Origin of the sequence: Amycolatopsis sp. TNS106 (assembly GCF_019330265.1) — a bacterium.
GTDB classification, from domain to species: domain Bacteria; phylum Actinomycetota; class Actinomycetes; order Mycobacteriales; family Pseudonocardiaceae; genus Amycolatopsis; species Amycolatopsis lurida.
This window is the reverse complement of record NZ_CP024972.1, coordinates 5,441,849-5,466,296: the sequence shown is the minus strand read 5'-3', so window position 1 is coordinate 5,466,296 and position 24,448 is coordinate 5,441,849. Positions and strand designations below refer to the sequence as shown.

General features: G+C 69.4%; 23 protein-coding genes. 11 read left to right on the top strand and 12 right to left on the bottom strand.

Features of this window, described 5'->3' with window-relative positions; all coding sequences use genetic code 11:
* Positions 1 to 81 precede the first annotated feature (81 nt).
* The 3 genes from CVV72_RS24560 to CVV72_RS24550 are packed head-to-tail and all read left to right on the top strand — an operon-like array spanning position 82 to position 2,489.
* The gene (locus CVV72_RS24560; protein WP_219145992.1) at positions 82 to 483 is read left to right on the top strand and encodes a MerR family transcriptional regulator; all 402 of its coding nucleotides are present in this window, start codon (positions 82 to 84) and stop codon (positions 481 to 483) included.
* Positions 480 to 1,463: an aldo/keto reductase gene (locus tag CVV72_RS24555; protein WP_219145991.1), complete on the top strand. Its 984-nt coding sequence runs from the start codon at positions 480 to 482 to the stop codon at positions 1,461 to 1,463. The genes CVV72_RS24560 and CVV72_RS24555 overlap by 4 nt, the downstream gene beginning before the upstream one ends.
* Positions 1,464 to 1,487: 24 nt before the next feature.
* Positions 1,488 to 2,489, top strand: a complete 1,002-nt coding sequence (locus tag CVV72_RS24550; RefSeq protein WP_219145990.1) for an aldo/keto reductase — start codon at positions 1,488 to 1,490, stop codon at positions 2,487 to 2,489.
* A 177-nt stretch (positions 2,490 to 2,666) separates the two neighbouring features.
* Here CVV72_RS24550 and hisS read toward each other — a convergent pair whose 3' ends face one another.
* From hisS to CVV72_RS24510, 8 genes are all read right to left on the bottom strand, one after another.
* The gene (gene hisS / locus CVV72_RS24545) at positions 2,667 to 3,953 is read right to left on the bottom strand and encodes a histidine--tRNA ligase (RefSeq protein ID WP_219145989.1); all 1,287 of its coding nucleotides are present in this window, start codon (positions 3,951 to 3,953) and stop codon (positions 2,667 to 2,669) included.
* A gap of 10 nt (positions 3,954 to 3,963) precedes the next feature.
* Positions 3,964 to 4,356: a hypothetical protein gene (locus CVV72_RS24540; RefSeq protein ID WP_219145988.1), complete on the bottom strand. Its 393-nt coding sequence runs from the start codon at positions 4,354 to 4,356 to the stop codon at positions 3,964 to 3,966.
* An 85-nt stretch (positions 4,357 to 4,441) separates the two neighbouring features.
* A complete protein-coding gene (locus CVV72_RS24535) occupies positions 4,442 to 5,626 on the bottom strand; it encodes an amidohydrolase family protein (RefSeq protein ID WP_219145987.1) in 1,185 nt (394 codons plus the stop codon).
* Positions 5,623 to 6,756, bottom strand: a complete 1,134-nt coding sequence (locus CVV72_RS24530; protein WP_219154096.1) for an MAB_1171c family putative transporter — start codon at positions 6,754 to 6,756, stop codon at positions 5,623 to 5,625. Before CVV72_RS24530 ends, CVV72_RS24535 begins: the two co-directional genes overlap by 4 nt.
* Entirely contained in the window at positions 6,753 to 7,274 is a 522-nt protein-coding gene (locus CVV72_RS24525; protein WP_034304696.1) for a hypothetical protein, read from the bottom strand. Before CVV72_RS24525 ends, CVV72_RS24530 begins: the two co-directional genes overlap by 4 nt.
* Entirely contained in the window at positions 7,271 to 7,663 is a 393-nt protein-coding gene (locus tag CVV72_RS24520) for a helix-turn-helix domain-containing protein (protein WP_219145986.1), read from the bottom strand. Before CVV72_RS24520 ends, CVV72_RS24525 begins: the two co-directional genes overlap by 4 nt.
* Before the next feature lie 390 nt (positions 7,664 to 8,053).
* Entirely contained in the window at positions 8,054 to 8,506 is a 453-nt protein-coding gene (locus CVV72_RS24515; RefSeq protein ID WP_219145985.1) for a flavodoxin family protein, read from the bottom strand.
* Between the two features lies 1 nt (position 8,507).
* Positions 8,508 to 10,145 (bottom strand): phospho-sugar mutase, encoded by a 1,638-nt coding sequence (locus CVV72_RS24510; RefSeq protein WP_219145984.1) that lies wholly within the window; start codon positions 10,143 to 10,145, stop codon positions 8,508 to 8,510.
* Between the two features lie 29 nt (positions 10,146 to 10,174).
* On the opposite strand from CVV72_RS24510, the gene CVV72_RS24505 reads away from it, so the two are divergent.
* Complete coding sequence (locus tag CVV72_RS24505; RefSeq protein ID WP_219145983.1) at positions 10,175 to 11,329, top strand: glycosyltransferase; 1,155 nt, start codon at positions 10,175 to 10,177, stop codon at positions 11,327 to 11,329.
* Positions 11,330 to 11,396: 67 nt separating this feature from the next.
* Here CVV72_RS24505 and CVV72_RS24500 read toward each other — a convergent pair whose 3' ends face one another.
* From CVV72_RS24500 to CVV72_RS24490, 3 genes are read right to left on the bottom strand one after another with little or no spacing between them, the layout of a single operon-like run.
* Positions 11,397 to 12,182 carry a purine-nucleoside phosphorylase gene (locus tag CVV72_RS24500; protein WP_034304710.1) on the bottom strand — a complete coding sequence of 262 codons (786 nt, stop codon included), beginning with the start codon at positions 12,180 to 12,182 and terminating at the stop codon, positions 11,397 to 11,399.
* Complete coding sequence (locus tag CVV72_RS24495) at positions 12,175 to 12,606, bottom strand: ABA4-like family protein (RefSeq protein ID WP_219145982.1); 432 nt, start codon at positions 12,604 to 12,606, stop codon at positions 12,175 to 12,177. Before CVV72_RS24495 ends, CVV72_RS24500 begins: the two co-directional genes overlap by 8 nt.
* The gene (locus CVV72_RS24490) at positions 12,603 to 13,571 is read right to left on the bottom strand and encodes a hypothetical protein (protein WP_219145981.1); all 969 of its coding nucleotides are present in this window, start codon (positions 13,569 to 13,571) and stop codon (positions 12,603 to 12,605) included. The genes CVV72_RS24495 and CVV72_RS24490 overlap by 4 nt, the downstream gene beginning before the upstream one ends.
* Positions 13,572 to 13,646: 75 nt before the next feature.
* Here CVV72_RS24490 and CVV72_RS24485 point away from each other — a divergent pair, with 75 nt between their 5' ends.
* Entirely contained in the window at positions 13,647 to 14,318 is a 672-nt protein-coding gene (locus CVV72_RS24485; protein WP_255632243.1) for a MerR family transcriptional regulator, read from the top strand.
* A gap of 195 nt (positions 14,319 to 14,513) precedes the next feature.
* Here the strand turns inward: CVV72_RS24485 and CVV72_RS24480 are convergent, their stop codons facing one another.
* Entirely contained in the window at positions 14,514 to 16,289 is a 1,776-nt protein-coding gene (locus CVV72_RS24480; RefSeq protein ID WP_219145980.1) for a serine/threonine-protein kinase, read from the bottom strand.
* Positions 16,290 to 16,417: 128 nt separating this feature from the next.
* On the opposite strand from CVV72_RS24480, the gene CVV72_RS24475 reads away from it, so the two are divergent.
* From CVV72_RS24475 to CVV72_RS24450, 6 genes are all read left to right on the top strand, one after another.
* Positions 16,418 to 18,289, top strand: coding sequence for a methylmalonyl-CoA mutase family protein (locus tag CVV72_RS24475; RefSeq protein WP_219145979.1), 1,872 nt, complete (start codon positions 16,418 to 16,420; stop codon positions 18,287 to 18,289).
* The gene (gene scpA, locus CVV72_RS24470) at positions 18,289 to 20,457 is read left to right on the top strand and encodes a methylmalonyl-CoA mutase (protein ID WP_219145978.1); all 2,169 of its coding nucleotides are present in this window, start codon (positions 18,289 to 18,291) and stop codon (positions 20,455 to 20,457) included. The genes CVV72_RS24475 and scpA overlap by 1 nt, the downstream gene beginning before the upstream one ends.
* A 3-nt stretch (positions 20,458 to 20,460) precedes the next feature.
* Positions 20,461 to 21,459 carry a methylmalonyl Co-A mutase-associated GTPase MeaB gene (gene meaB / locus CVV72_RS24465; protein ID WP_219145977.1) on the top strand — a complete coding sequence of 333 codons (999 nt, stop codon included), beginning with the start codon at positions 20,461 to 20,463 and terminating at the stop codon, positions 21,457 to 21,459.
* A 57-nt stretch (positions 21,460 to 21,516) separates the two neighbouring features.
* Positions 21,517 to 21,822: a hypothetical protein gene (locus CVV72_RS24460; RefSeq protein ID WP_219145976.1), complete on the top strand. Its 306-nt coding sequence runs from the start codon at positions 21,517 to 21,519 to the stop codon at positions 21,820 to 21,822.
* 238 nt (positions 21,823 to 22,060) lie between these two features.
* Complete coding sequence (locus CVV72_RS24455) at positions 22,061 to 23,359, top strand: amidohydrolase (protein WP_126735221.1); 1,299 nt, start codon at positions 22,061 to 22,063, stop codon at positions 23,357 to 23,359.
* 239 nt (positions 23,360 to 23,598) lie between these two features.
* The gene (locus tag CVV72_RS24450) at positions 23,599 to 24,441 is read left to right on the top strand and encodes a DUF559 domain-containing protein (RefSeq protein ID WP_219154094.1); all 843 of its coding nucleotides are present in this window, start codon (positions 23,599 to 23,601) and stop codon (positions 24,439 to 24,441) included.
* Positions 24,442 to 24,448 lie beyond the last annotated feature (7 nt).

Below are 24,448 nucleotides of genomic sequence, written 5' to 3'. Positions count from 1 at the left end.
CGGAGCGTAGCGCAACGCTGTTATCAATCGCTCGGATTCGGAGTTGACCTGGAGCGCACTCCAGGTCGTAGTGTCGTTCGCATGAGCTACTCGATAGCGGAAGCCGCGCGACGTAGCGGACTGTCCATCGACACTCTCCGGTACTACGAGCGCATCAAACTCGTCGAGCCCCCGGCTCGGGACGCCGCCGGGCGCCGCGCCTACACCGATGACGACCTCGGGTGGCTGGGGTTCCTGACCAAGCTCCGCCTGACCGGCATGCCCATCAAACGGATGCGTGAGTACGCCTCCCTGCGCCACCACGGCGCGGCGAGCGCGGGGCGGCGCAAGGCGATTCTGGTCGACCAGCGCAAATCGGTCGCCGACCGGATCGCCGAGTTGCAGACCTGCCTCGACATCCTCGACTACAAGATCGACCACTACGACCAGGTGGAACGCAAGGTGCTCGGCACCGCAGCCACCGTGGAGGGAATTTCAGCGTGATCAGCACCAGGAGGCTCGGCGGGCTGGAGGTCGGGGCGCAGGGGCTCGGCTGCATGGGGATGAGCCAGGCCTACGGCGTCCGCGACGACGACACGGAGTCGATCGCCACCGTCCACCGTGCCCTCGAGCTGGGCGTGACCCTGCTCGACACCGCGAACGTCTACGGCGCCGGAGCGAACGAAGAGCTGGTCGGCCGCGCGATCGCGGGCAAGCGGGACCAGGTCGTGCTGGCGACCAAGTTCGGCATCGTCTGGGACGAGGACGGCGGGATGTCCGCCCGCGGCGACGCGGCGTACGTCAAGCAGAGCTGCGAAGAGTCCCTTCGCCGGCTGAACGTCGACCACATCGACCTCTACTACCAGCACCGCGTCGACCCGAACACGCCCGTCGAGGAGACGTGGGCCGCGCTCGCGGAGCTGGTCCAGGAGGGCAAGATCCGCTACGCCGGGATCTCCGAGGCCAGTGCTGAGACGATCCGTCGCGCCCACGCCGTCCACCCGGTGACCGCGCTGCAGAGCGAGTGGTCCCTGTGGACCCGGGGCATCGAAGGCGAGATCCTCACGACCGTTCGTGAGCTGGGCATCGGCATCGTGCCGTTTTCGCCGCTCGGCCGCGGTTTCCTCACCGGCGGCGTGACGTCGGTGAAGGACCTGCCGTCGGACGACCTGCGCCGCGGGCTGCCCCGGTTCGCCGAAGGCAACTTCGAGCGCAACATGGCGATCGTCGACGCGTTGCGCGCGCTGGCCGAGCAGAAGGGCGTCACCGCCGGGCAGCTGGCGCTGGCCTGGGTGCAGGCGCAGGGCGACGACGTCGTGCCGATTCCGGGCACCAAGCGCCGCAAGTACCTCGAAGAGAACGCCGCCGCCGCGGATCTGAAACTGTCCGAAGTGGACATCGAGGCCATCGAAAAGGCCGCGCCCGCCGAGGCGTTCGCCGGTGAGCGTTACCCGGAGCGGCTCGCCCGCGCGGCCGGTAAGTAACCCCAGAGAATTGCGAGAGAGAACATGACGGGTTCCACCTTGCCCACCCGCAGGCTCGGCACGCTGGAAGTCGGCGCGCAGGGGCTCGGCTGCATGGGCATGAGCGAGTTCTACGGCCAAGGTGACGACACCGAATCGATCGCGACGATCCACCGCGCGATCGAACTGGGCGTCACCCTGATCGACACCGCCGACATGTACGGCTTCGGCCGCAACGAGGAGCTGGTCGGCCGCGCGCTGGCGGGCAAACGCGACCAGGTGGTGCTGGCGACCAAGTTCGGCATCGTGCGCGACGAGGCGGATCCCTCGAAGCGCGGGATCCGGGGTGACGAATTCTATGTGCGCCAACAGGTCGAGGCTTCGCTTCGGCGGTTGAACGTCGACCACATCGACCTCTACTACCAGCACCGCGTCGATCCGAACGTGCCGATCGAGGAGACCGCGGGCGCGCTGTCCTCGCTGGTCGAGCAGGGGAAGATCCGGCATATCGGGCTGTCCGAGGCAGGCCCGGAGACGATCCGGCGGGCGCACGCCGTGCATCCGGTGACGGCGGTGCAGACGGAATGGTCGCTGTGGTCGCGCGACATCGAGAACGAGGTCGTCCCGGTCTGCCGTGAGCTCGGCATCGGGCTGGTGCCGTATTCCCCGCTGGGCCGCGGTTTCCTCACCGGCCGTTTCAAGTCCAAAGAGGACTTCGCGGAGGGTGACTTCCGGCAGACGACCCAGCCGCGGTTCGCCGACGGGAATCTGGAGCGGAACCTGGCGATCGTCGAGGCACTGCGCGCGCTGGCCGAGCGGAAGGGTGTCACGGCGGGTCAGCTGGCGCTGGCCTGGGTGCAGGCACAGGGTGACGACGTCGTGCCGATCCCGGGCACCAAGCGGCGCAAGTACCTCGAGGAGAACGTGGCGTCCGTCGGCCTGAAGCTGACCGCCGAAGACGTGGCGGCGATCGAAGAGGCGGTGCCCGCCGACGCGGTCGCGGGGGAGCGCTACCCCGAAGCGGCCATGCGCTTGCTGTCCCGCTGAGTGTGGCGTGGCCGGTACGGATGGTCGGCCTGCCGGGCTGATCGGGGCTGTGCGCGGGGTCGTGAGTGGCAAAGATCGTTCCAACCGTCTTCACCACTCACGACCCCGATCAACCCGCGGGCGCGTTCACCGGAAGCCTTGACGCCTCGCGTTGCGCCCGCTGGCCGCGATTCGTTGTCAGAGCAGGGAATTGACCGCGTCGACCACGCCGTCGACGGCCACGGTCCGCTGATCGCGGGTCGCGAGCCCCCGCACGGTCACGTTCCCGGCGTCCCAGTCCTCCTGGCCGACGATCACCACGGCCCGCGCCCCGGCCTTGTCGGCCCGGGTGAGCTCCTTGCCCAGCTTGCGAAGCTCGACGGGCGTGGACGTGCGCAGCCCGGCCTTCCGGAGCCGTGCGGCGACCTCGCGCGCGGCGTCGGTGAGCTCTTCGACCACCGGGATCACCACGACATCGGTCTCGCTGCGCGGCTTCGGGGTGAGGCCGTGCGTGTCGAGGAAGTCGATGAGCGTGACGTCACCCATGCCGAAGCCGATCCCGGGGATCTGCTGCGACGTGAACAACGACGCCAGGTCGCTGTACCGGCCGCCGCCGAAGAGGGCGCGACGGTTCTCCGGAGAGGTGTCGAAGACCTCGAACACGGTCGACGTGTAGTACGCGAGCCCGCGCACGATCATCGGATCGAACGTGACCAGGTCCGCGGCGCCGCTGTTCAGCACCTTGACCAGGTTCGAGTTCTCCTTGACCTGGTCCGGCAGCTCGTCGAGCAAGGCCGCGCCGGACGTCAGGATCTCGGTCAGCTTCTCGAACTGCTTGTCGGTCAGGCCGATCTCGGCCGCGGTGTCGCTCAGCTTCGTCCGGTCCGACTTCTCCCAGCGGTCCACCAGGGTGAACACCTGCGGCAGCTGCTCCGCGGTCACGCCGACGATGTCGGTGAGCGCCGACGAGAGCAGGTTCCGGTCGTTGGCCCGCACCTGGAACATGTCCGGGGTCGCGCCGAGCGCGCTCATCATGTCGTGGACGAGCTCGAAGATCTCGATCTCGCAGTTCGCGCTGTCCGAACCGAAGATGTCCGCGTTGATCTGCCAGTGCTCGCGGACCCGGCCACGCTGCGGCCGCTCGTAGCGGTGGCAGTTCGGGTGGCTGTACCAGCGCACCGGGAACTGCAGCGACTTGGCGTTGCCCGCGATCATCCTGGCGACCGACGGCGTCATCTCCGGGCGCAGCGCCAGCCGCTCGCCGCCCTTGGTGGTCAACGTGTACAGCTGCTGGTCCGCGATCTCCTGCCCGGACTTCCGCTCGTAGATTTCGGCGGGTTCGAGGATTGGCCCGTCGTAGCGGAGGAAACCCCGCAGTTCGAGCACGTCGTAGAGATGGCCGAACACCTGCGTCCGGACGGACATCTCGGCGGGCAGGAAGTCGCGGGTCCCCTTGGCGGGGGCTGTCGGCAGGTATTCAGGCACGTCAACAAGCTTAACCAGCGAACGCGACGCCGTACGCGGTGGTCAGGATCGCCGCTCCGAGCAGTACCGCCCCGGCGCTGGTGACCCGCCCGCCGAGCTTGCCCTTGCCCGGTGCCAGGTGCAGGAAGAAACCGCCGGACTGGGCGAGCACGCCGAACAGCAGCAGGAAGCAGACGATCCACAGCGTGGCGGCCGGGAGCCCGGTCTGCCCGAGGATCTGCAGCGCGACCAGCGCGAGAACCAGCAGGACACCGGCGTGCGCGTGGCCGGCGCGGAACATCCCGCGCTGGTGTTCGGTCAGTTTCCTGTCGCGCAGGACACCCATCAGCGCGTAGCCGCCGTACATCACCGTTGGCAGGGAGACGAGCGCGATGACGGTGAAGAGCCTGATCGGGCCTTCCATGGTGGGTTCCTTTCGCCGCAGGGGAAGCCAACGATAACACCGTTTTAAAACGGTGTCACCAAAGTGGGCGTCCCGCTTTCGGGAGTCAGGCCCGGGCGCCCCGCGCAAGGACGAGGCGGACGCTCCGGAGCGCGGAAAGATCGGCGAGCGGATCGCCGTCGACGACCAGGACGTCGGCGCTCAGGCCGGCTGTCAGCCGCCCGGTGACGTCGCCGAGGCCGAGCCCGGCGGCGGAGTCCTCGGTCGCGATTTCGAGGATCCGGCGCCTGCCGAAGCCGAGCCATTCGTAGAGTTCGAGGGCGCCGACGGGATCGTCGAAAACCGAACCGGGCAGCCCGGCGTCCGTCCCCGCCAGCAGCGGGACACCCAGCTCCTCCAGCCAGGACAGCCGTCCGTACACGGTTTTCGCGAGCTCCTCGCCCATGCGCTCGGCCAGCATCCGCCAGTTGCGGCTGCTGGTCGAACACGCCGCGATGCCCTCGGCCGCCATGCGCTTGGCGACGCCTTCGCGCCTGTCCTGGCGCTGGGGCCCGGTCATCCAGGTGCAATGCTCGATCGTGCGGACCCCGGCCTCGACCGACGCTTCGATCGCGTCGGAGCCGTGGGCGTGCGCCGCGACCGGGAGCCCGTGGCGTGCCGCGTGTTCGACGATCAGGCGCAGCGCCCGGACGTCGAACTGGGATTCCCACATGTCCGCGCCGCCCTCGGTGATCTGGCCGCCGCTGGCCATCACCTTGATCACGTCCGCGCCCGCGGCCGCGTTGGCGTCGATCAGGGCCCGGATCGCGGCGTCGTCCGCGACCTCGCCGCCGAAGAAGTGGCAGTGTCCTTTGAGGACGGTCAAGGGCGATCCCGCGGTCAGCAGGCGCGGCGCGGCGGTGCCTTCGGTTTCGAGTTCCGCTCGGACCCGCGCGCCCAGCGCGTCACGATCGCCGAGGTCGCGCACCGTCGTGACGCCGCTGCGCAGCAGCTGTCCCAGCCGGTTCTTGGCGCCCGCGCGCAGCGCTTCGTCACCGCTCGCCAGGAAGTTCGGCAGCATCTCGCGGGTGGCGTCGAAAGCCAGGTGCACGTGGGCGTTGAACAGGCCGGGCAGCAGTGTCGCTCCGGGGAAGTCGAGCCGTTCGGCGTCCGGCGACGCCTGGGCCACGACCTCGGCGCGAGGGCCCGCCGCGAGGATCCGGCCGCGCTCGACGAGCACGGCGCCGTCTTCGACCGGTGTGCTCGGCCGTGGCAGGACGCGCCCGGCCGTCAGCAGAAGTTGTGCGGTCATGCCTTGCTCCTGGAGACGGCGGCGGACAGGGCGAGCAGCGGCCGCACGTCGGATTCGATGTCGGAGGCGCCGCCCGGGAGCACGAGTTTCGCCCGCCCGTCGGTCTCCTCACCGGCGGTCTGCCTGGCGATCGCCGTCTTCAGCGCTTCCGCCGCCGCCCGCGGATCGTCGGCGGCGAGCGCGGTGAGATCGGTTTCCAGATAGGGGCTCAGCTGCACGAGCCCGTCCCGGATCTCGATCACGCGGCGGTAGTATCGGCGGTGGACCGTGCGCGGCCGCCACCGCTCCCACCTGCCCTGTGGCGTGGTCCGGAGCACGATGTTCGGGTAGATCCCGGCCAGCGCGGTCCACAACGGGGTGAGCTCGTCGTGGTGGCGCCGATGCTGGCGACGGCGGCGCAGCGCGGCGAACCGCGCACGGGCGCCGGGATAGGTGATCCCGGCGAGGAAGAGCACGATCCCGAGCAGTACCAACGGGACGGCGACGGTGAGCAGAAGCGGGACCGAGGGCCCGAACGCCCACGCGATCACGATGTAGAGCGCGCGGAACACACTGCCGACGGACAGGCAGATCAGCCCGGCGGCGCTGAGTTTCAGCCCGGTCTTCAGATGGCGGTCCGCGGTGCGGATGTAGCGGAAGATCCACCAGGCGCACGCGGCGAGGCCGTAGATCAGGTAGATCCCGGCCCCCAGGTAGAACAGCGCCACCCCGGGCACGTGCACGAGCTTCGGGCTCAGCGCGAGCCCGCGCACCTCCGGCGGGGTGAGGGCCATGGCGACCAGCATCAGCGCGATCGCGCCGGAGAGCGGGACGAGCTCGAACAGGACGCGCTTCGGCCTGCGCGGCCCCAGCGCGGAGCCGAGGAACACGATCAACAGCGCGCACACCCCGATGGCGAGCATGATGTTGTTGACCAGGCGGCCGGTGCCCTTGCCCGTCAGCCCGTCGAGCCAGCCGGAGATGACCTTCTGCTGGGCGAGGAAGGAGCCGGCGACGCAGACGATCGTGATGGTGATCGCCCAGTTCGGCAGCAGCCGGGGCGCCCGGTACGTCTGGTAGATCCGCCAGGCGAGCGCGGTGGCGAACAGCACCATCGCCACGACGTTGAGAGGGGAGAACAGCGAGTTCACAGCCACCCTTGATGGTCGCCCAGCGCGCCTTGGACGCGGCGGACGTCATCGTCGTCGGCGCGACGGGGAATCGTGTAGTTCAAGACCGACGCCCATTCGAGGATGATGGTCGCCACGGTCTCGGCTTCCCATTCGTGCGCCTCATCGTAGGAGGTGCGGCGTAAGGCGCGGTGCACCGCGTCGCTGTCCAGGCCGGTGGCCGGGCCGCGCAGGAAGTCGGCGGGTTCGGCGTCGCCGCCGGGATGGTGATCGGCGAGCATATGCCCGAGTTCGTGCAGGATGATGTGGTCCTGGTGGGACTTCGTGGTCTCCTGCTGGAAGAAGATGTAGTCCGCCGAACCGGTGGCGATCCAGCAGCCGAACGGACCGGGGACCTCCAGCGGGTACGGCATCAGCCGGATCGGCCTGCCACGCTGTTCGCCGAGCCGCTCGCAGAGCACGCCGACGTCCAGCGGTGGCTCGATGTCGAGCTTGTTCAGCATCTTGCGGCAGCGTTTGCGGAGCTCCCGTTCCTTCATCGGCTTTCGTCCGGCTGGTCGCGTTCGGCCCGTTCGTAGCGCTCGACGAGCTCCAGCAGGTCCATGACCTGGCGACGGCCTTGGGGGGACAGCTCCTGCGCGCGCATGGCCATGAGCTTCGCCTCTCCGGCGGGCTGCGGTTCCTGGTCTTCGAAGAAGTACGTGACCGGGACTCCGAACAGCTTCGCCAGCGCCTCGACGTAGTGGATCTTCGGGTTGACGCGTTTGCCCGTGGCGAGCTGCTGGAGGTACGCGGGCGACATGGTGGGCCCGCCGGCGCGGTCGATCGCCGCGGACAGCTCGCGATAGCTGTGCGGGGCGCCTTCGTCCGCGCGCGCCGAATCGATCAGCGCGCTCAGTTTCTGCGCGAAGGTCTGATACGGAGACATGACCCCCCATCCGTTCCCTGGTCCCGTTCCGTAGTGGGAGTGTAACGCGATACAGCCTGTCCGCAGCTGTTGACAGCGTATGTATGCAGTGGTTTACAGTTGTCAAGCGGTTTCGTGCCGTGTCCGGTCTCTCACTCCGGAATCCGTGCCCTGGGGGTGTACGGACGCCGGAGTGAGAGCCGTTTTTCCGGTGGGTGCACAAGATCGTGCCGGATGTAGTACGCTGAGGCAGCCAAGGTTGATCGCCGTCACGGCGAACCCTTGGTCTCGGCCTGTTGCCGGAGGTCGACCCCCAGGGCTTCCGGTGACAGGCCCCTTACTTTTCCGCCGCAATTCGTCATCTACTCGCGTCGATCGCTGTCGCAACTAGATGACGAATTGCGGTGTGGGTCAGGGCATCAGGGTGGCGGCCAGGGTGCCGCCCAGTTCGAAACAGGCTTCCAAATCCGCTTTGCCCGGTTCTCCGGTGACGAGCACCGGCGAAGCCGCGCTCTCCCAGCCGAGTCCGGTGGTGATGCTCTCGATCCCGCGCACGGTGCCGGAGGTGTCGTTGTTGCCGTGCACGAAGAACCCGAACGGCCGTCCCCGCGTGGAATCCAGGCACGGGTAGTAGACGGTGTCGAAGAAATGTTTCAGCGCGCCGGACATGTACCCCAGATTCGCCGGGGTGCCGAGCAGGTAACCGTCGGCGTCCAGGACGTCGGGCACGGTCGCGCCCAGCGCCGCACGGCGCACGACGTCGACGCCCTCGATGTCCGGATGGTTCGCGCCGGAAAGCACGGCCTCGAACATCGCCTGCGTCGAGGGCGACGGCGTGTGGTGGACGATCAGCAGCTTCGGCATTTCACACCAGCAGGGACTCGATGTCGGCCCGCAGTGCGGACAGCCGGGCGTCCGCGGCGGCGCGTGCCTCGGTGAGGTCGCCGGCGACCGGCTGCTTGACCTGCAAGTACGCCTTCAGTTTCGGCTCGGTCCCGGAGGGCCTGATGACGACACGCAGGCCTTCGCCGGTCAGGCGGAGGACGTCGGCGTCGGGCAGGAGGTCCTCCATCGTGACGTCGGTACCGCCCAGCGCCGACGGGGGCGTGGCGCGCAGGCCCGCCATCAGCCGCTCCCGCACCGAAAGATCGGTGACCCGCAAGGAGACCTGATCCGTCACGTGCACACCGTGCTTCACGGACAGTTCGTCGAGGATGTCCAGCGGTCCGCGTCCGACAGCGCGCAGGGAAGCGGTCAACGCCGCGGCGAGGACGGCGGCGGCGATGCCGTCCTTGTCGCGCACGAAACCGGGGTTCACGCAGAGGCCGAGTGCCTCTTCGTAGGCGAAGACGAGCCCTTCGCCCGCGCGGACCAGCCATTTGAACCCGGTCAAGGTCTCCGCATAGCGCGCCCCGAATTCCTTCGCGACCTCGCCGAGCATCGACGACGACACGATCGTCGTGGCCACGAGCGGGTCGGCACTATCCACAGTGGACAGTATGTGCCGGCCGAGTAACACGCCGGTTTCGTCGCCGCGCAGCATCCGCCACGAGCCGTCCCGCTCGCGCACGCCCAGCGCGCAGCGGTCGGCGTCGGGATCGAGCGCGATCGCCAGGTCCGCGTCCACTTCGGACGCCAGTGTCAGCAAAAGGTCCGTCGCGCCCGGTTCTTCCGGATTCGGGAAGGCGACAGTCGGGAAGTCGGGATCGGGCGTGGCCTGCTCGGGCACCAGGTGGAGGTCGCCGAAACCGGCGCGCTCGAACGCGGCGCGCAGGGTGTCCGCGCCGACGCCGTGCAGCGCCGTTGCGGCGACCTTGACCTCGCGCTCCGGGCCGCGCGGCAGAAGCGCGACCTTCGCGAGGTACGCGTTCAGGAGTTCGTCGCCCAGCACCTCGGCGCCCGGCTCTCGCGGCACGCTGATCGCCGGGGGAGCGGCTTCGATGGCCCGCTCGATCTGACCGTCCGAAGGCGGGACGATCTGGCCACCCGACGCGTCGTAAAGCTTGTAACCGTTGTCCGCCGGGGGATTGTGCGACGCGGTGATCTGGATGCCCGCGACCGCGCCGAGGGCGGGAACGGCGAACGCGAGCACCGGTGTGGGCAGCGGGCCGGGCAGCGTCTTCACCGCGAACCCGGCGGCCGTCAGCACCTCGGCGGCCGCCGCGGCGAAGGCTTCCGAACCGTGCCGCGCGTCGCGGCCGACCACCACGACCCCGCCCGCATGTCCTTGCGAGGCCAGCCAGGCCGCGACCCCGGCCGTGGTCCGGGTCACGACCGCGACGTTCATCCCGTTGGGGCCCGCGCGCACCGGGCCGCGCAGCCCGGCGGTGCCGAATTCGAGCGGGCCCGCCATCCGGTCCGCGAGTTCGGCCGCCGCACCGGCTTCGCCGCCCATCGCGCGCGCGAGGATGTTCTGCAGCTCGACACGGGAATCGTCGTCCGGGTCGTCGGCGATCCAGCGGAACGCCCGATCCCGCAGCTCCGAGGTCAAAGAAGTCGTCACCGAGTCAGCCTACGGGTACGTTGGGGAGGGTGCGATTGATCTTCACTTCTCTGGTGAGTCATGGTCATCTCTATCCCCTACTACCGCTCGCCGTCGCCGCTCGCGACGCCGGGCACGAAGTCCTCTTCGCCACAGGTGACGACATGCTCCCGGTGGTCGAGAAGGCCGGGCTGGCCGCGGAAAGCGCCGGATTCGGCATGCGGGAGGCGTTCGAGTCGTTCTTCGGCCCCGACGCTCAGCCCCGGGCCAAGGACGCCCCACCCGAATCGTTCTACCCGGTCATCGGGCAGGTGTTCGGAAACGTGCTGCCGCGGCGGTTCGTCGCCGATCTCGCGCCGGTGCTCGACCGGCACCGGCCCGATCTCGTCGTCTACGAAAGCGGAAACGCCGGGGGCGCCATCGCCGCCCGGCTCGCCGGGATCCCCGCGATCGGGCACGGTTTCGGCCGCGTCTCGCCGGGCGAGGTCGCCGACATCATCACCGGCCGTCTCGCGGAATTCGCGGCAGAGTTCGGAATCGAGGGCGCGAGTCTGCCCTCTTTCGGTGACCCGGTCATCGACATTTGCCCGGAATCGGTGCAGGCGCCCGATTTCCTGGCCGAAGCGAACAGGATCCCGTTGCGTCCCGTCGGCTGGGCGGAGCCGGGAGACCTCCCGGCGGGAGTGGCCGGGCGGGACAGGAGCCGTCCGCTGATCTACCTCACCCTGGGCACCGCTTTCGGTGACGAAGACGTGTTGAAGCGGGCCATCGGCGGCCTGGCGCGGATCGACGCGGACGTCATCGTCGCGGCGGGGCCGACGGTGGATCCGGCGGCGCTGGGCGACGTCCCCGGCAACGTCCGTGTCGAGGCGTGGGTGCCGCAGGTCGATCTCCTGCCGCACGTCGACCTCGTGGTCCACCACGGCGGCAGCGGAACGACGCTCGGGGCTTTCGGCGCCGGGCTGCCGCAGCTGGTGCTGCCGCAGGGAGCGGATCAGTTCACGAACGCCGAAGCCGTCGTCACGGCCGGGGTGGGCACGCAACTGATCGGCGCCGACGTCGTCGAGGAGGTCATCACCGAGCAGGCGCGAAAGCTGCTCACGGACGAAGCGGTGCTCGGCGCGGCACGGAAACTCGCCGACGAGGTCGCCGCGATGCCGTCCCCCGCGGAGGTCGCTCAGCGGCTTCCCGAGTTCGCCGGCTGAGAAGCGCGTGAAGGCCCCCTTCCCTCGGCTCAGCCGAGGGAAGGGGGCCTTCACGCGCAAAGGGCTGTCAGGCGCGGGCGACGAGTTCCTTGAGCAAGGTGCCCATGCGGGTGGCGGACTGGCGGCCCGCCTCGAGGACCTCTTCGTGGTTCAGCGGTTCCCCGGTCATCCCGGCCGCCAGGTTGGTCACCAGCGAAAGCCCGAACACCTCGACCCCGGCGGCGCGGGCGGCGATGGCCTCCAGCACCGTCGACATGCCGACGAGGTCGGCGCCGAGCGTTCGCAGCATGTGGATCTCCGCCGGCGTCTCGAAATGCGGCCCGGTCAGCCCCGCGTAGACGCCTTCTTCCAGCGAAGGGTCGATCTCGCGGGCGATGTCGCGCAGCCGCTTCGCGTAAAGGTCCGTCAGGTCGACGAAGTTCGCGCCGACGATCGGTGAGCGCGCGGTCAGGTTCAGGTGGTCGGAGATCAGCACCGGCTGCCCGACCCGGAAGCCCTCGCGCAGACCGCCCGCGGCGTTGGTCAGCAGCACGGTCCTGGCGCCCGCCGCCGCGGCGGTGCGCACGTTGTGCACGACCGGGTCGATCCCCTTGCCCTCGTAGAAATGCGTGCGGCCCAGCAGGATCAGCGCGCGCTTCTCGCCGACGCGGACCGACCGGACGGTCCCCCCGTGCCCGACCGCGCCCGGCGCGACGAATCCGGGCAGCTCGCCCAGCGGGATCTCCGCCTCGGGCTCCCCGATGACGTCCGCCGCCGGGCGCCAGCCCGAACCGAGCACGACGGCGATGTCGTGCTTCTCGACGCCGGTGCGTTCGGCGATGGCGGCGGCCGCCGCGACCTCGTTCTCACTCATGCGACGAGCGTATCCGGACGGTTCTCACGAGCAGGAACGCCACCAGCCCGAACGGGGACAGGAAGATCGTGAGCGCCAGGATCGGGCCGGTCACCAGCGGGTGGATCCGGTGCTCGCGGGATTCGAGGTACATCCAGCGGGCGATGAACAGGTCGAAGGCGATCAGCTGGGCCCAGATCGTGGCCGCCCCGTACGGCGTGCCGGTGAACGCGCTGAGCACGTCGAGGTCCGGCCTGCTCACCGCCGTCCAGAGTTCACCGAGATGCGCGATGGCGAGCGCGAAGTACGGGATCAGCGGGAGCAGTGGCGTCCAGGGCGAGGACATGATCCGGCGGGTCCACGACCAGCCGGGCAGGAAGATCATCAGCAGCCAGAACGGCGTCGCCAGCGGGAAGGTCCAGGTGAACAGCGTCTCGACGCTCATCGCGACGATGCCTCCAGCTCCCGCGCCGACCGCCCGATCGCGATCAGCCCGCTAACGGCGACGCCCGCCCCGAGCAGGGCGAAGGCGGTCAGGGTCTGCGAGTCGGGGGCGACGATCGACTGGCCGCGCAGCGCCTGCCAGGTGAGCAGGGCGAGAAGGCCCGCGTAGCCGACACCGGCGATCACCACGAGTCGCAGCCGGAGGACGTCGTCGCGAAGCCTCGGGTAGCGCGCCGCCAGGACGCCGAGGGCGAGCGCGAGCAAGGGGAGGACCTGAAGCCCGTGCAGGCCGAGGAAATGCGGGATCCGCAGGTCGCCGCCGACCGTGCTCCAGCCGAGGATCGGCAGGCCGGGGCCGCCGTCGGGGAGCCCGACGGTATGCGCGCCGACCATCGCGGACTGGCCGGTCGCGTCGAGCATGGCCTGCTGGTCCGGGGTCGGGCTGGTCATCAGCGTGGCCAGCGAGAGCCCCAGCACGCCGAGGATCGCGCCGATCTTGGCCGCCCACGCCGTCGCCCGATCGGGGAGCCGGAGGAACAGGACGGCGATCGTCAGCACGAGGTTGACCACCCACAGCACGGCGATCGTCCCGGCCATGACGGCGAAGATCGTGGCGTCCAGCGGGGTCTCGTTGTTGAAGTGACTCGCGCGGACGCGAATGGTCTGGACCACCATCAGTGCGTACTCGATGCTGAAGCACACGACGAGGACGTTCGTCAGCCAGTACGCGGTCCGCCGGAACCTCGGCAGCAGCGAGACGAGCCAGCTCCAGGTGAAGAAGTACAGCGCCGCGGAGACGGCGAATTTGAACAGTTTCGCCCAGAGCGGCGCGCCGTTCAGGGTCCGCTGGTCGATCAGCATGGCCAGTGCGCACAGCACGGTGATCACGGCGAAGGCCTGGGCCAGGCGATACGAACCGCGGTGCCAGGTGCGGGTTCTCTCGCGGAGATCGGTCAAGATGGTCATGGGTCCCTCCCGGAATGGATAGTCAAGCTCTCCGTTATGGGAACCTAAGCTATCCATCCTGAGAAATCTTCAGGGATGACCCTGGAACCGTCCCCGAGATCGGAGAACGCACGCGTGCGGATGGCCGAACTGAGCGAGAAAGCCGGGCTCCCGGTCGCCACGATCAAGTACTACCTGCGGGAAGGGCTGCTCCCGCCGGGTGAGCGGACCAGCCCCAACCAGGCGAAGTACGGCGAGGGGCACGTCCAGCGGATCAAGCTGATCAGGGCGCTGATGGAGGTCGGCGGCCTGTCGCTCGCGACGGTCGGAGAAGTGCTCGCCGCGGTCGACGCCGGGGAAGCCAGCCCCCACCACATCCTCGGCATCGCCCAGCAGGGCATCACGCCCCCGCGGCAGGTCGCCGACGACGAAGCCCGCGAATGGGCGCTCGCGACGGTCCGGGACCTCACCGAGCGCCGCGGCTGGCCCTGCAAGGACGACGACCTGGTCATCCAGGCACTGGTCGGCGTCCTGTGCACGATCCGCGAGGTCGGGCACGGCTGGTACCTCGACCATCTCGACGACTACGCCGAGATCGCCGACCGGACCGCCGAACTGGACTTCGAGGCGATCGCCGGGATCGAGTCGCTGGAGCAGATCATCGAGATCGCCGTCGTGGAGACGCTTCTCGGGGACAGGCTGCTCTCGGTGATGCGGAGGCTGGCGCAGCAGCGTGCTTCGAAGGCCTACTTCGCTCAGGAGGGCTGAAGACGCTTCCTTCCCGTCGCATGCGGGGGTGACCGCTCGCAAGCGGTCCTGAGGGGGAAGTCGTGGGCGAGGCCAGTTCCGCGCGGGGTCGTGAGTGCTAAAGAGCGTTAGAACGACACTTACCACTCACGACGCCCGCGAGAGCCGGACATCATGGCACCAATCGGGCGCACTTGTGGACGCCGGCCCGCCGGGCTAACCGTCGACGATGAGGGAAAGCGCCACGGGCTCGAAGATCGCGGTCTTCGCGGAATTCTCCTGCTCGATCGGCGACGTCACCGAGAGGACCCAGAGGTCGGTGCCGCCACTGAACAGGTCCATGTACGTCGTGCGAGTGATGCTCTCGTTCACGGCGTCCCGGCTCCCGACAGCGCGCTCGGTCGTCCGGTAGGTGTACCGCTGGCTGTTGTCGCCCCGGCCGGGCACGGTGGTCGGCTCACCGATGAGGGCGATTTCGGGATGCTGGCTCTTCAGCCAGCTGAAGTAGGCGGGCGGCGGGCTGCTCGACAGGAAACCGCTCAGCCGCTCGACCCGGATGACCTGGCGGCCGTCGGGCGAGACGTACTGGACCACGGTGCTCGGCACGCCCTTGGTGACATGCGGCGCGACGAACTTCTGCCAGCCTTCCGGGACGCCGATGCTGAACCGGCCGCCCTTGAGGCCGTTCACCGTGCTGGCGTCACCCTGCTGCGTGATCAGTTTCGGCGGCGGCTGAGTGATGACCGTGTCGCCCTGCTGCACCTTCTCCGGTGGCCGCAGGTCCTGCCCGCCGACGGCCCTGGCCAGCACGAATCCGCCGCCGGCGGCCAGGAGGAAGAGGACGACCGACACGAGCGCCAGCACCACCGTGCCCACCGCCGACCGCCCTGACCGCCCCGGCGGGCCCGTCGGCGTCGGTGTGACGGTCGGCATCGGCGGTGGTTCGGCGGGAGGCGCCGGCGCGGGCTGGTTCAGGAACGGCAGCGGTCCGGGGTCGGCGGCGAGTTCGGAACTCGTGCCCTCGCCCGGCTTTTCCGGCGCGACCGGCTTGATCACCTGGGTGTCGGTCGCGTCGAGATGGGCGGTGGTCTTCTTGCCGTCGGGTGTGTGGAACAGCTCGGCGGGGAAGAGGTCGATGAGCGTCTTGGCCTGCAACGGGTACAGCCGGCGGCGCACTTCGCGCAGGGTGATCCGCTTCGACGGCTCCTTCTTCATGAGCGCGCCGATCACGTCGGCCAGCGGACCGGGGCCGGGCTTCGGCACCTTCCCGTTGACGACCTTGCCGACCGTCTCGAGCGGGTCGCCGTCGGCGTCGTAGGGCGGCGAGCCCTCGACGGCGGCGAACAGCGTCGCGCCGAGACCCCAGAGATCCGCGGCGGGGACGACGGCGCCGCCGGACGCGACCTCGGGCGCGATGTAGGCGGGCGAGCCCAGCATCATCCCGGTCCGGGTCATGGTGGCTTCGGAGACGTTGCGCGCGATGCCGAAGTCGGTGAGCTTGATGCGGCCGTCACCCGCGACGAGGACGTTGCCCGGTTTGACGTCACGGTGGGTGATGCCGGCGGCGTGCGCGGCTTCGAGCGCGGACGCCACCGCGATACCGACCGCCGCCGCCTGCTCGACCGTCAGCGGCCCGTGGTCGCGCAGGATATGCGCGAGGCTGCGCGACGGCAGCAGCTCCATGACCACGAACGGCTCGTCGTTCTCGCGCGCGACGTCGTGCAGGATGATCACGTTCGGGTGACTCAGGACGGCGATCGCGCGGGCTTCGCGCAGGGTCCGCTCACGCAGTTCGTCGGCTTGCGACGTCGGCACGCCGGGCGGGAGGCGGACCTCTTTGACCGCGACGGGACGGTGCAGGAACTCGTCGTAGGCCGACCAGACCGTGCCCATCGACCCCGATCCGATGACCGAGCGCAACCGATATCGCCCGGCGACCACACGCTTCTCGTCGCCGGGACTCTCGCTGGGCTCGGTGGTGTCGGACGGCACGGCCCAATTGTGGCGTATGCCCGTGTGAGGGACCCATGCGCCGTGCCCTGTCGGAGTGAACAGGCCACCCTTTCGGCGCGACTAGCGTCACAGGTAACGCCACTTGAGGGCCGTTAGCATCGATGGCTATGACGGAAGTGGCCGAGACGGAGTCAGTGCCGACCCCTGACTCGCCCGAGGAGCTGAAGCTCGCGGCGGAGTTCCCCGAAGCGAGCCGGGACCAGTGGCGGGAACTCGTGGCCGGAGTGCTGCGCAAGAGCGGCGCCATCGACGAGTCGTTCGACGGCCTGCCCGAAAGCAAGCTCGTCACCCGGACGTATGACGGTCTGGAGATCCAGCCGCTCTACACCGCCGAAGACGCCGTCGAGGGGACAGGGTTCCCCGGTCTTCCGCCGTTCGTGAGAAGCGCCCGGCCCGAGGGCGCGGTGACGACCGGCTGGGACATCCGTGCCCGGTACGCGCGTCGCGACGCGAAGGCGACGAACGCCGCGATCCTCGCCGACCTCGAAGGCGGCGTCAGCTCCATCTGGCTGCGCGCCGGTGCGCACGGCGTCCCCGTCGCCGATCTGGGCGACGCGTTGAACGAGGTCTACGTCGACCTCGCGCCCGTCACCCTCGACGCGGGCGACGAGTACGAAGCCGCCGCGAACGAGTTGTTCGCCCTGTTCGCCGAACGCGAGATCCCGGCGAGCGCGGTCACCGCGACCCTCGGCGCCGACCCGATCGGGTCGGCCGCGCGCACCGGTTCGGCGCATCCGCTCGTCCCCGCCGCGCGGTTGGCGGCGCGGGTCGCCGTCAGTCATCCGAAGGTGCGGACGATCGTCGCCGACGGCCTGCCGTTCCATGAGGCGGGCGGCTCGGACGCGCAGGAACTCGGCGCGACCATCGCCGCGGGCGTCGCGTACCTGCGGGCGCTCACCGAAGCGGGGCTGGACGTCGACACCGCGGCCGGGCAGATCGAATTCCGGCTCGCCGCCACGGCGGACCAGTTCCTCACGATCGCCAAGTTCCGCGCCGCGCGGCGCCTGTGGGCCCGCGTCACCGAGGTCGCTGGGGGCTCAGCCGGCAAGGTGTCCGGCATGCGGCAGCACGCGGTCACGTCGCCCGCGATGCTGACCCAGCGTGACCCGTGGGTGAACATGCTGCGGACCACGCTCGCCTGTTTCGGTGCCGGGGTCGGCGGCGCGGACGCGATCACCGTGCTCCCGTTCGACGCCGCGATCGGTCAGCCGGACGCGTTCTCCGCGCGGATCGCGCGCAACACGCACGCCGTGCTGCTGGAGGAGTCCAAACTGGCCGGTGTCATCGACCCGGCAGGCGGCTCCTGGTACGTCGAAAACCTCACCGAAGACCTGGCCAAGGCCGCGTGGCGCGAGTTCACCGCCATCGAAGCGGCGGGCGGGATCGAGGCCGAACTGGCCTCCGGCGCGCTCGCCGCGCGGCTTGCCGAAACGTGGGAAAAGCGGTCGAAGCGGCTCGCGACCCGGCGTGATCCGATCACCGGCGTCAGCGAATTCCCCAACCTGACCGAGAAAACAGTCGTCCGCGACGCCGTCGAAGAGCTGCCGGATGGCGGCCTGCCCCGGCACCGGTACGCCGAAGCGTTCGAGGCCCTGCGGGACCGGGCGGACGCGCATCCGAGCCGTCCCCGCGTCTTCCTCGCCACGCTCGGCCCGGTCGCGGCGCACACCGCACGGGCGAGTTTCGCGGCGAACCTGTTCCAAGCGGGCGGGATCGAGGCCGTGAACCCCGGTGCGCCGGAGGACGTCATCGCGGAATTCCGGGCCAGTGGAACGAAGATCGCCTGCCTCTGCGGAAGCAACACTTCCTACGCGGAGGAAGCCGACAGCGTCGCGAAGGCACTGAAGGAAGCCGGTGCGACGTCGGTGCTGCTCGCCGGAAAACCCGGCGACCACCCGGACGTCACGGGCTACCTCTACACGGGCTGCGACGCCCTGGAAATCCTGACCGGCACGTTGAACGAGCTCGGAGTGCAGTGATGACCATCCCGAACTTCGCCGGAATCGAGCTGGGCGGATCCGACCCCGCCGACCGTCCTCAGTGGACTGAGGCGTTGCACGCCGCCACCGGCAAGGGCCCTGACGCGCTCGCCTGGGAGACGCCGGAAGGCATCGGCGTCAAGCCGGTCTACACCGCCGACGATCTGTCCGGAGTGGACTTCCTCGGCACGTATCCGGGTATCGCGCCGTATCTGCGCGGCCCGTATCCGACGATGTACGTCAACCAGCCGTGGACCATCCGCCAGTACGCGGGTTTCTCCACCGCCGAGGAGTCGAACGCCTTCTACCGCCGCAATCTCGCCGCCGGGCAGAAGGGCCTTTCGGTCGCCTTCGACCTCGCGACGCACCGCGGCTACGACTCCGACCACCCGCGCGTCGCCGGTGACGTCGGCATGGCGGGCGTCGCGATCGACTCGATCTACGACATGCGCCAGCTCTTCGACGGCATCCCGCTCGACAAGATGAGCGTTTCGATGACCATGAACGGCGCCGTCCTGCCGGTGCTCGCGCTGTACGTCGTCGCGGCCGAGGAACAGGGTGTCACGCCGGACAAACTGGCCGGGACCATCCAGAACGACATCCTCAAGGAGTTCATGGTCCGCAACACCTACATCTACCCGCCGCAGCCGTCGATGCGGATCATCTCGGACATCTTCTCGTTCACCTCGCGGAACATGCCGAAGTACAACTCGATCTCCATCTCCGGCTACCACATGCAGGAGGCCGGGGCGACCGCCGACCTGGAGCTGGCGTACACGCTCGCGGACGGCGTCGAGTACATCCGCGCCGGGGTCGAAGCCGGGCTGGACGTCGACAAGTTCGCGCCGCGCCTGTCCTTCTTCTGGGCGATCGGGATGAACTTCTTCATGGAGGTCGCGAAACTCCGCGCGGCACGGCTCCTCTGGGCGAAGCTGGTGAAGGGCTTCGACCCCCAGAGTTCCAAGTCTTTGAGCCTGCGGACCCACTCGCAGACGTCGGGCTGGTCGCTGACCGCGCAGGACGTCTACAACAACGTCGTCCGCACTTGCGTCGAGGCGATGGCCGCGACCCAGGGACACACGCAGTCGTTGCACACCAACGCCCTCGACGAGGCGCTGGCGCTGCCGACCGACTTCTCCGCGCGCATCGCGCGGAACACGCAGCTGCTGCTGCAACAGGAATCCGGCACCACGCGGGTCATCGACCCGTGGGGCGGCAGCGCGTTCGTCGAGAAGCTGACCTACGACCTCGCGCGCAAGGCGTGGGGCCACATCACCGAGGTCGAGCAGGCGGGCGGGATGGCGAAGGCGATCGACGCCGGTATCCCGAAGCTGCGCATCGAAGAGGCCGCGGCGCGGACACAGGCGCGGATCGACTCCGGCCGTCAACCGGTGATCGGCGTCAACAAGTACCAGGTCACCGACGATGAACAGATCGACGTGCTCAAGGTCGACAACGCCGGCGTGCGCGCACAGCAGCTGGAGAAACTGCGGCGGCTGCGCGAAGAACGCGACGAGGACGCCACACAGGACGCGCTGCGACGGCTGACCGCGGGCGCCGAGTCCGATGGCAACCTGCTCGCGCTGGCCATCGACGCCGCGCGGGCGAAGGCCACCGTCGGCGAGATCTCCGACTCGCTGGAGAAGATCTGGGGGCGCCACTCCGGCCAGATTCGTACCATCTCCGGTGTGTACCGCGAGGAGGTCGGCAAGGCCGAGAACGTCGAGCAGGCGCGCGAACTGGTCGAGAAGTTCGCCGAGGAGGAAGGCCGCCGTCCCCGGATCCTGGTCGCGAAGATGGGCCAGGACGGCCACGACCGCGGCCAGAAGGTGATCGCGACCGGCTTCGCCGACATCGGTTTCGACGTCGACGTCGGCCCGCTGTTCTCCACCCCCGGCGAGGTCGCGCGGCAGGCGATCGAGGCCGACGTGCACGTCATCGGCGTTTCGTCGCTGGCGGCAGGGCACCTTTCGCTGGTCCCCGCGCTGCGCGCCGAGCTCGCCGAGCAGGGACGCGAGGACATCATCGTCGTGGTCGGCGGCGTCATCCCGCCGCAGGACTACGAAGAGCTGCGCGCGGCGGGCGCGGCGGCGATCTTCGGCCCCGGCACGGTGATCGCCGAAGCGGCGATCGACCTCATCGGACAGCTGACCGCCCAGGAGTCCTGAACCTTGCCGCGCAAGATCGACGTCGGGGCGCTGGCCAAAGGCGTCCTCGCGGGTGACCGCGGCCTGCTGTCGCGGGCGATCACGCTCGTCGAGTCCAACCGGGACGACCACCGGGCGCAGGCGCAGGAGCTGCTGGTCGAGCTGCTCCCGCACGCGGGCGGCGCGCGGCGCGTCGGCATCACCGGCGTTCCCGGTGTCGGCAAGTCGACCTTCATCGACCAGCTCGGCACGGATCTCACCGAGGCCGGGCACAAGGTCGCCGTGCTGGCCGTCGACCCGTCGTCGACGCGGACCGGCGGCTCGATCCTGGGCGACAAGACCCGCATGGCGCGCCTCGCTGTCGACCCGAAGGCGTTCATCCGCCCTTCGCCGACTTCGGGCACGCTCGGCGGCGTCGCGCGGGCGACCCGCGAGACGATCGTGCTGATGGAAGCGGCCGGATACGACATCGTGCTGGTCGAGACCGTCGGGGTCGGGCAGTCCGAGGTGACCGTGGCGAACATGGTCGACCACTTCCTGTTCCTGACCCTCGCCCGCACCGGCGACCAGTTGCAGGGCATCAAGAAGGGTGTCCTCGAACTGGCGGACGTCATCGCGGTCAACAAGGCCGACGGCGACCACGAACGCGACGCGAAACGCGCGGCCCGTGAACTCGCCGGCGCGCTGCGGATGATCTACGGACGGGACGCCGAGTGGACGCCGCCGGTGCTGACCTGCAGCGCGCTCACCGACGTCGGACTCGACGACGTGTGGGCCGAAATCGGCCGTCACCGCGAGGTCTTGACCGCTTCGGGTGAACTGGACGGACGGCGGCGACGGCAGCAGGTGGAGTGGACCTGGTCGATGGTCCGGGAACAGCTCCTCGGACGGCTCGCTTCGCATCCGGACGTGCGAGCGGTCGTTCCCGACGTCGAACGGGCGGTCCGGGACGGTGAGCTGACGCCGACGCTGGCCGCGCAACGGATTCTGGAGGCGTTCTCCGGTCCTCCGCGTGGCGGCTGACGCGGGAACCCGGCAGAGTGCAGAATCGGATTCGCGCTACGCCGTCGAAAGGGAGTCATGCCGAAAAGGTCTCGTCTCGGGCAGCTTGCCGGGCTCGTCGCCGCCGTGCTGGTCGTCTGCGCGCCGGTCGCGCAGGCTGCGCCGTTCTCGGAGATCCAGGCGCCCGCGCCGGTGATCGCGCAGGCAGCGGCGGTGCACGAGGTGCCGTCGCAGGCGCCCCCGGGGCCGGTGCTCGACCCCGCCGAGACCGACAAGGCCAACAGCCAGGAGACCAAGAGGAAGATCATCGCGGGCGTCGCCGCGGCCATCTTGCTCGGTCTGGTGATCCTCGGCCGCCGCGCCCGTTCCAAGAAGAAGGCCTGAACCGCTACCGGTAAGTAGAAGGACTCTCCGCTTAGCCCGGGCCGAACTCTCTCAGCCGTTCATCGCAGATCCACTACCGGCCATCTCCGGCTCGATCACTCGACGAGCGGCTTGCCATCCGCATGGTGCACGATCTATCGCAAATGCGTATCACAGATCGAACGGCACCCAGCGTGCCTTCAGCGACCACTCGTACGGTGGTAGACGAAGGTGACTGTGTCGCGGGAGGAGGTGCGGCGTGACGGTGCTCGATTCACGTCCGGACATTCCAGGCGACCCCGAGGGTCGCGTCGTTGCCCCTATAGAGGCGTCCACCGCGCTGATTTCCGAGGCCGGCGTCAGCATGGCACCTGTGCATGACCTTGGTGCCGGACGCGGCCCCTTCTGGCTCGACGACTGGCTCCGTGCGAACGCCACCGACGTCGTCGCGTGGCGCCGCCACATCCACGCGCACCCGGAGCTCTCCCGCCACGAGTTCGCCACGACCGAAATGGTCATGTCCCTGCTCCGCTCGGTCGGGCTCAAGCCATGGGTGCTCCCCACGGGCACCGGCGTGGTCTGCGACATCGGCAGCGGCGACCGCTGCGTCGCGCTGCGCGCCGACATGGACGCCCTGCCGCTGACCGAGGCCACCGGGCTCCCGTACGCCTCCAAGACCGACGGCGCCGCGCATATGTGCGGGCACGACGCGCACACCGCGATCCTGCTGGGCGCGGCGAGGGCGCTGGCAGGTGCGCCGGAGCTGCCGGGCCGCGTCCGGCTGATCTTCCAGCCCGCCGAGGAGGTCATGCCCGGCGGCGCGCTGGACATGATCGCCGCGGGCGCGATGGAAGGCGTCGAGCGGATCTACGGGCTGCACTGCGACCCGCGGCTGGAGGTCGGCAAGGTCGGGCTGCGCGAAGGCGCGCTGACGTCGGCCGCCGACCTCATCGAGCTGCGGCTCACCTCGCCGGGCGGGCACACCTCGCGGCCGCACCTGACCGCGGACCTGGTGCACGCGCTGGGGACCGTGATCACCTCGCTGCCTGCGGTGCTCTCGCGTCGCGTCGATCCGCGATCCGGGACCGTGCTGGTCTGGGGCGCGGTGCACGCCGGGCAGGCCGCCAACGCCGTCCCGCAGGACGGGGTGCTGCGCGGCACGCTCCGCACCGCGGACCACGAGGTCTGGACGATGCTGGAGCCGCTCGTCGCGGCTTCCGTGGAGTCGCTGCTCGCGCCGACCGGGGTCGGGTTCTCCCTCGACTACCGCCGCGGTGTGCCGCCGGTCGTGTCCGATCCGGAGTCGCACGCGCTGATGCGGGCCGGTGTCGAAGCCGCGTTGGGCGAGACCGCCGTGGCGGGGACCGAGCAGTCGTCCGGTGGCGAGGACTTCGGTTGGTACCTGGAGCACGTCCAGGGCGCCTTCGCTCGCCTCGGCGTCTGGTCCGGTGAAGGCCCGATGGCCGACATCCACCGCCCGACCTTCACCCTCGACGAGCGTTCGCTGCTGTGCGGTGTCCGCACGCTGGTCCACACGGCCCTGGCCACCCTGGCCTGAGTTACGCCTCCAATCACGCGAGTTACGGCCCCAATCACGCGAGTTACGTCCCTGTGCACGGGTGTTCGGTCCTGTCGGACCCGAACACCCGTGCACAGAGTTGCCCACAGCCTGGGCGAGTTATCCACAGCCCGGGAAACGCGCCCTTCCCAAGACTGATCCCGTCGCCGATTCTCGAAGATGTGACCAATTGGGGAGGACTACATGGGGCGGTCTTGCGTAGTGAGGCCGACAAGATCTTGGGGCGACGTGCCGTCGTCGAAGGGCTTGAGCGTGGTGTGCTGGCTCAGCCTTGGCGAGGCGTGATAGTCCACGCGGCAGATCTGCTCAAGTTGCCGACTCTGGCACAGGCGGCACTGCTCGCGGTCGGACCACCCGCCGTGCTTTCCGGCGCTACTTCTCTTGCCCTGCATGGGATTTCGGCTGCCGACAGCACGGTCGTCCACCTGACCGTTCCCTACTCGAGACGAGTCCAATCGAGGCCTGGGCTGGTGGTGCACCGGGCGGAATTCCACCCGGCCGATGTGCTCGAACTGGACGGGCTCCCCGTGTTCTCGTTGGACCGTGCGCTGGCCGACCACCTCTGCGACGGCGACAAGCGAACAGCGTTCGCCGCGCTCGAAGAGGCGCTGCACAACCTCGCGCCAGACCACCGGGGAGTCCTGCGCGCCAACGTCCGGGATCGCATCCTCGACCGCCGGGACCGGCGAGGTATCCACAGGGCACAGATGCTGCTCGCGCACGCGACGGGCGAGGCCGAATCGCCGTCGGAGAGCATTCTCCGCTTGATCGTCGTGGAGGCCGGACTGCCGGTTCCGGTCGCCCAGTACGAGGTGGCCACCATCGATGGGCGAAAGCTGTACGTGCTCGACCTGGCGTGGCCTGAGTTGCGTATCGCCCTGGAGTACGACGGCTACGCGGCACATGAGGGCAGGAAGGACTACGACGCGGAGCGGGACGCCCGGATGGCGGCGCGCGGGTGGATCACGATCCGTGCGACAGCGGCCGATCTGCGGGATCCACGGCGGTTGCTGGGGGAGTTACGCGGAGCATTCGAGCGTCGCACGGCGCGACTCGCGTGATCAGAGG

Coding starts and splice junctions, on each gene's coding strand:
- CVV72_RS24540 (WP_219145988.1), bottom strand. CDS start 4,356: ATGGAAGGCCCGATCAGGCTCTTCACCGTCATCGCGCTCGTCTCCCTG.
- scpA (WP_219145978.1), top strand. CDS start 18,289: ATGACCATCCCGAACTTCGCCGGAATCGAGCTGGGCGGATCCGACCCC.
- CVV72_RS24535 (WP_219145987.1), bottom strand. CDS start 5,626: ATGACCGCACAACTTCTGCTGACGGCCGGGCGCGTCCTGCCACGGCCG.
- CVV72_RS24515 (WP_219145985.1), bottom strand. CDS start 8,506: ATGCCGAAGCTGCTGATCGTCCACCACACGCCGTCGCCCTCGACGCAG.
- CVV72_RS24495 (WP_219145982.1), bottom strand. CDS start 12,606: ATGAGCGTCGAGACGCTGTTCACCTGGACCTTCCCGCTGGCGACGCCG.
- CVV72_RS24500 (WP_034304710.1), bottom strand. CDS start 12,182: ATGAGTGAGAACGAGGTCGCGGCGGCCGCCGCCATCGCCGAACGCACC.
- CVV72_RS24460 (WP_219145976.1), top strand. CDS start 21,517: ATGCCGAAAAGGTCTCGTCTCGGGCAGCTTGCCGGGCTCGTCGCCGCC.
- CVV72_RS24490 (WP_219145981.1), bottom strand. CDS start 13,571: ATGACCATCTTGACCGATCTCCGCGAGAGAACCCGCACCTGGCACCGC.
- CVV72_RS24525 (WP_034304696.1), bottom strand. CDS start 7,274: ATGAAGGAACGGGAGCTCCGCAAACGCTGCCGCAAGATGCTGAACAAG.
- CVV72_RS24485 (WP_255632243.1), top strand. CDS start 13,647: ATGACCCTGGAACCGTCCCCGAGATCGGAGAACGCACGCGTGCGGATG.
- CVV72_RS24475 (WP_219145979.1), top strand. CDS start 16,418: ATGACGGAAGTGGCCGAGACGGAGTCAGTGCCGACCCCTGACTCGCCC.
- CVV72_RS24520 (WP_219145986.1), bottom strand. CDS start 7,663: ATGTCTCCGTATCAGACCTTCGCGCAGAAACTGAGCGCGCTGATCGAT.
- CVV72_RS24550 (WP_219145990.1), top strand. CDS start 1,488: ATGACGGGTTCCACCTTGCCCACCCGCAGGCTCGGCACGCTGGAAGTC.
- CVV72_RS24560 (WP_219145992.1), top strand. CDS start 82: ATGAGCTACTCGATAGCGGAAGCCGCGCGACGTAGCGGACTGTCCATC.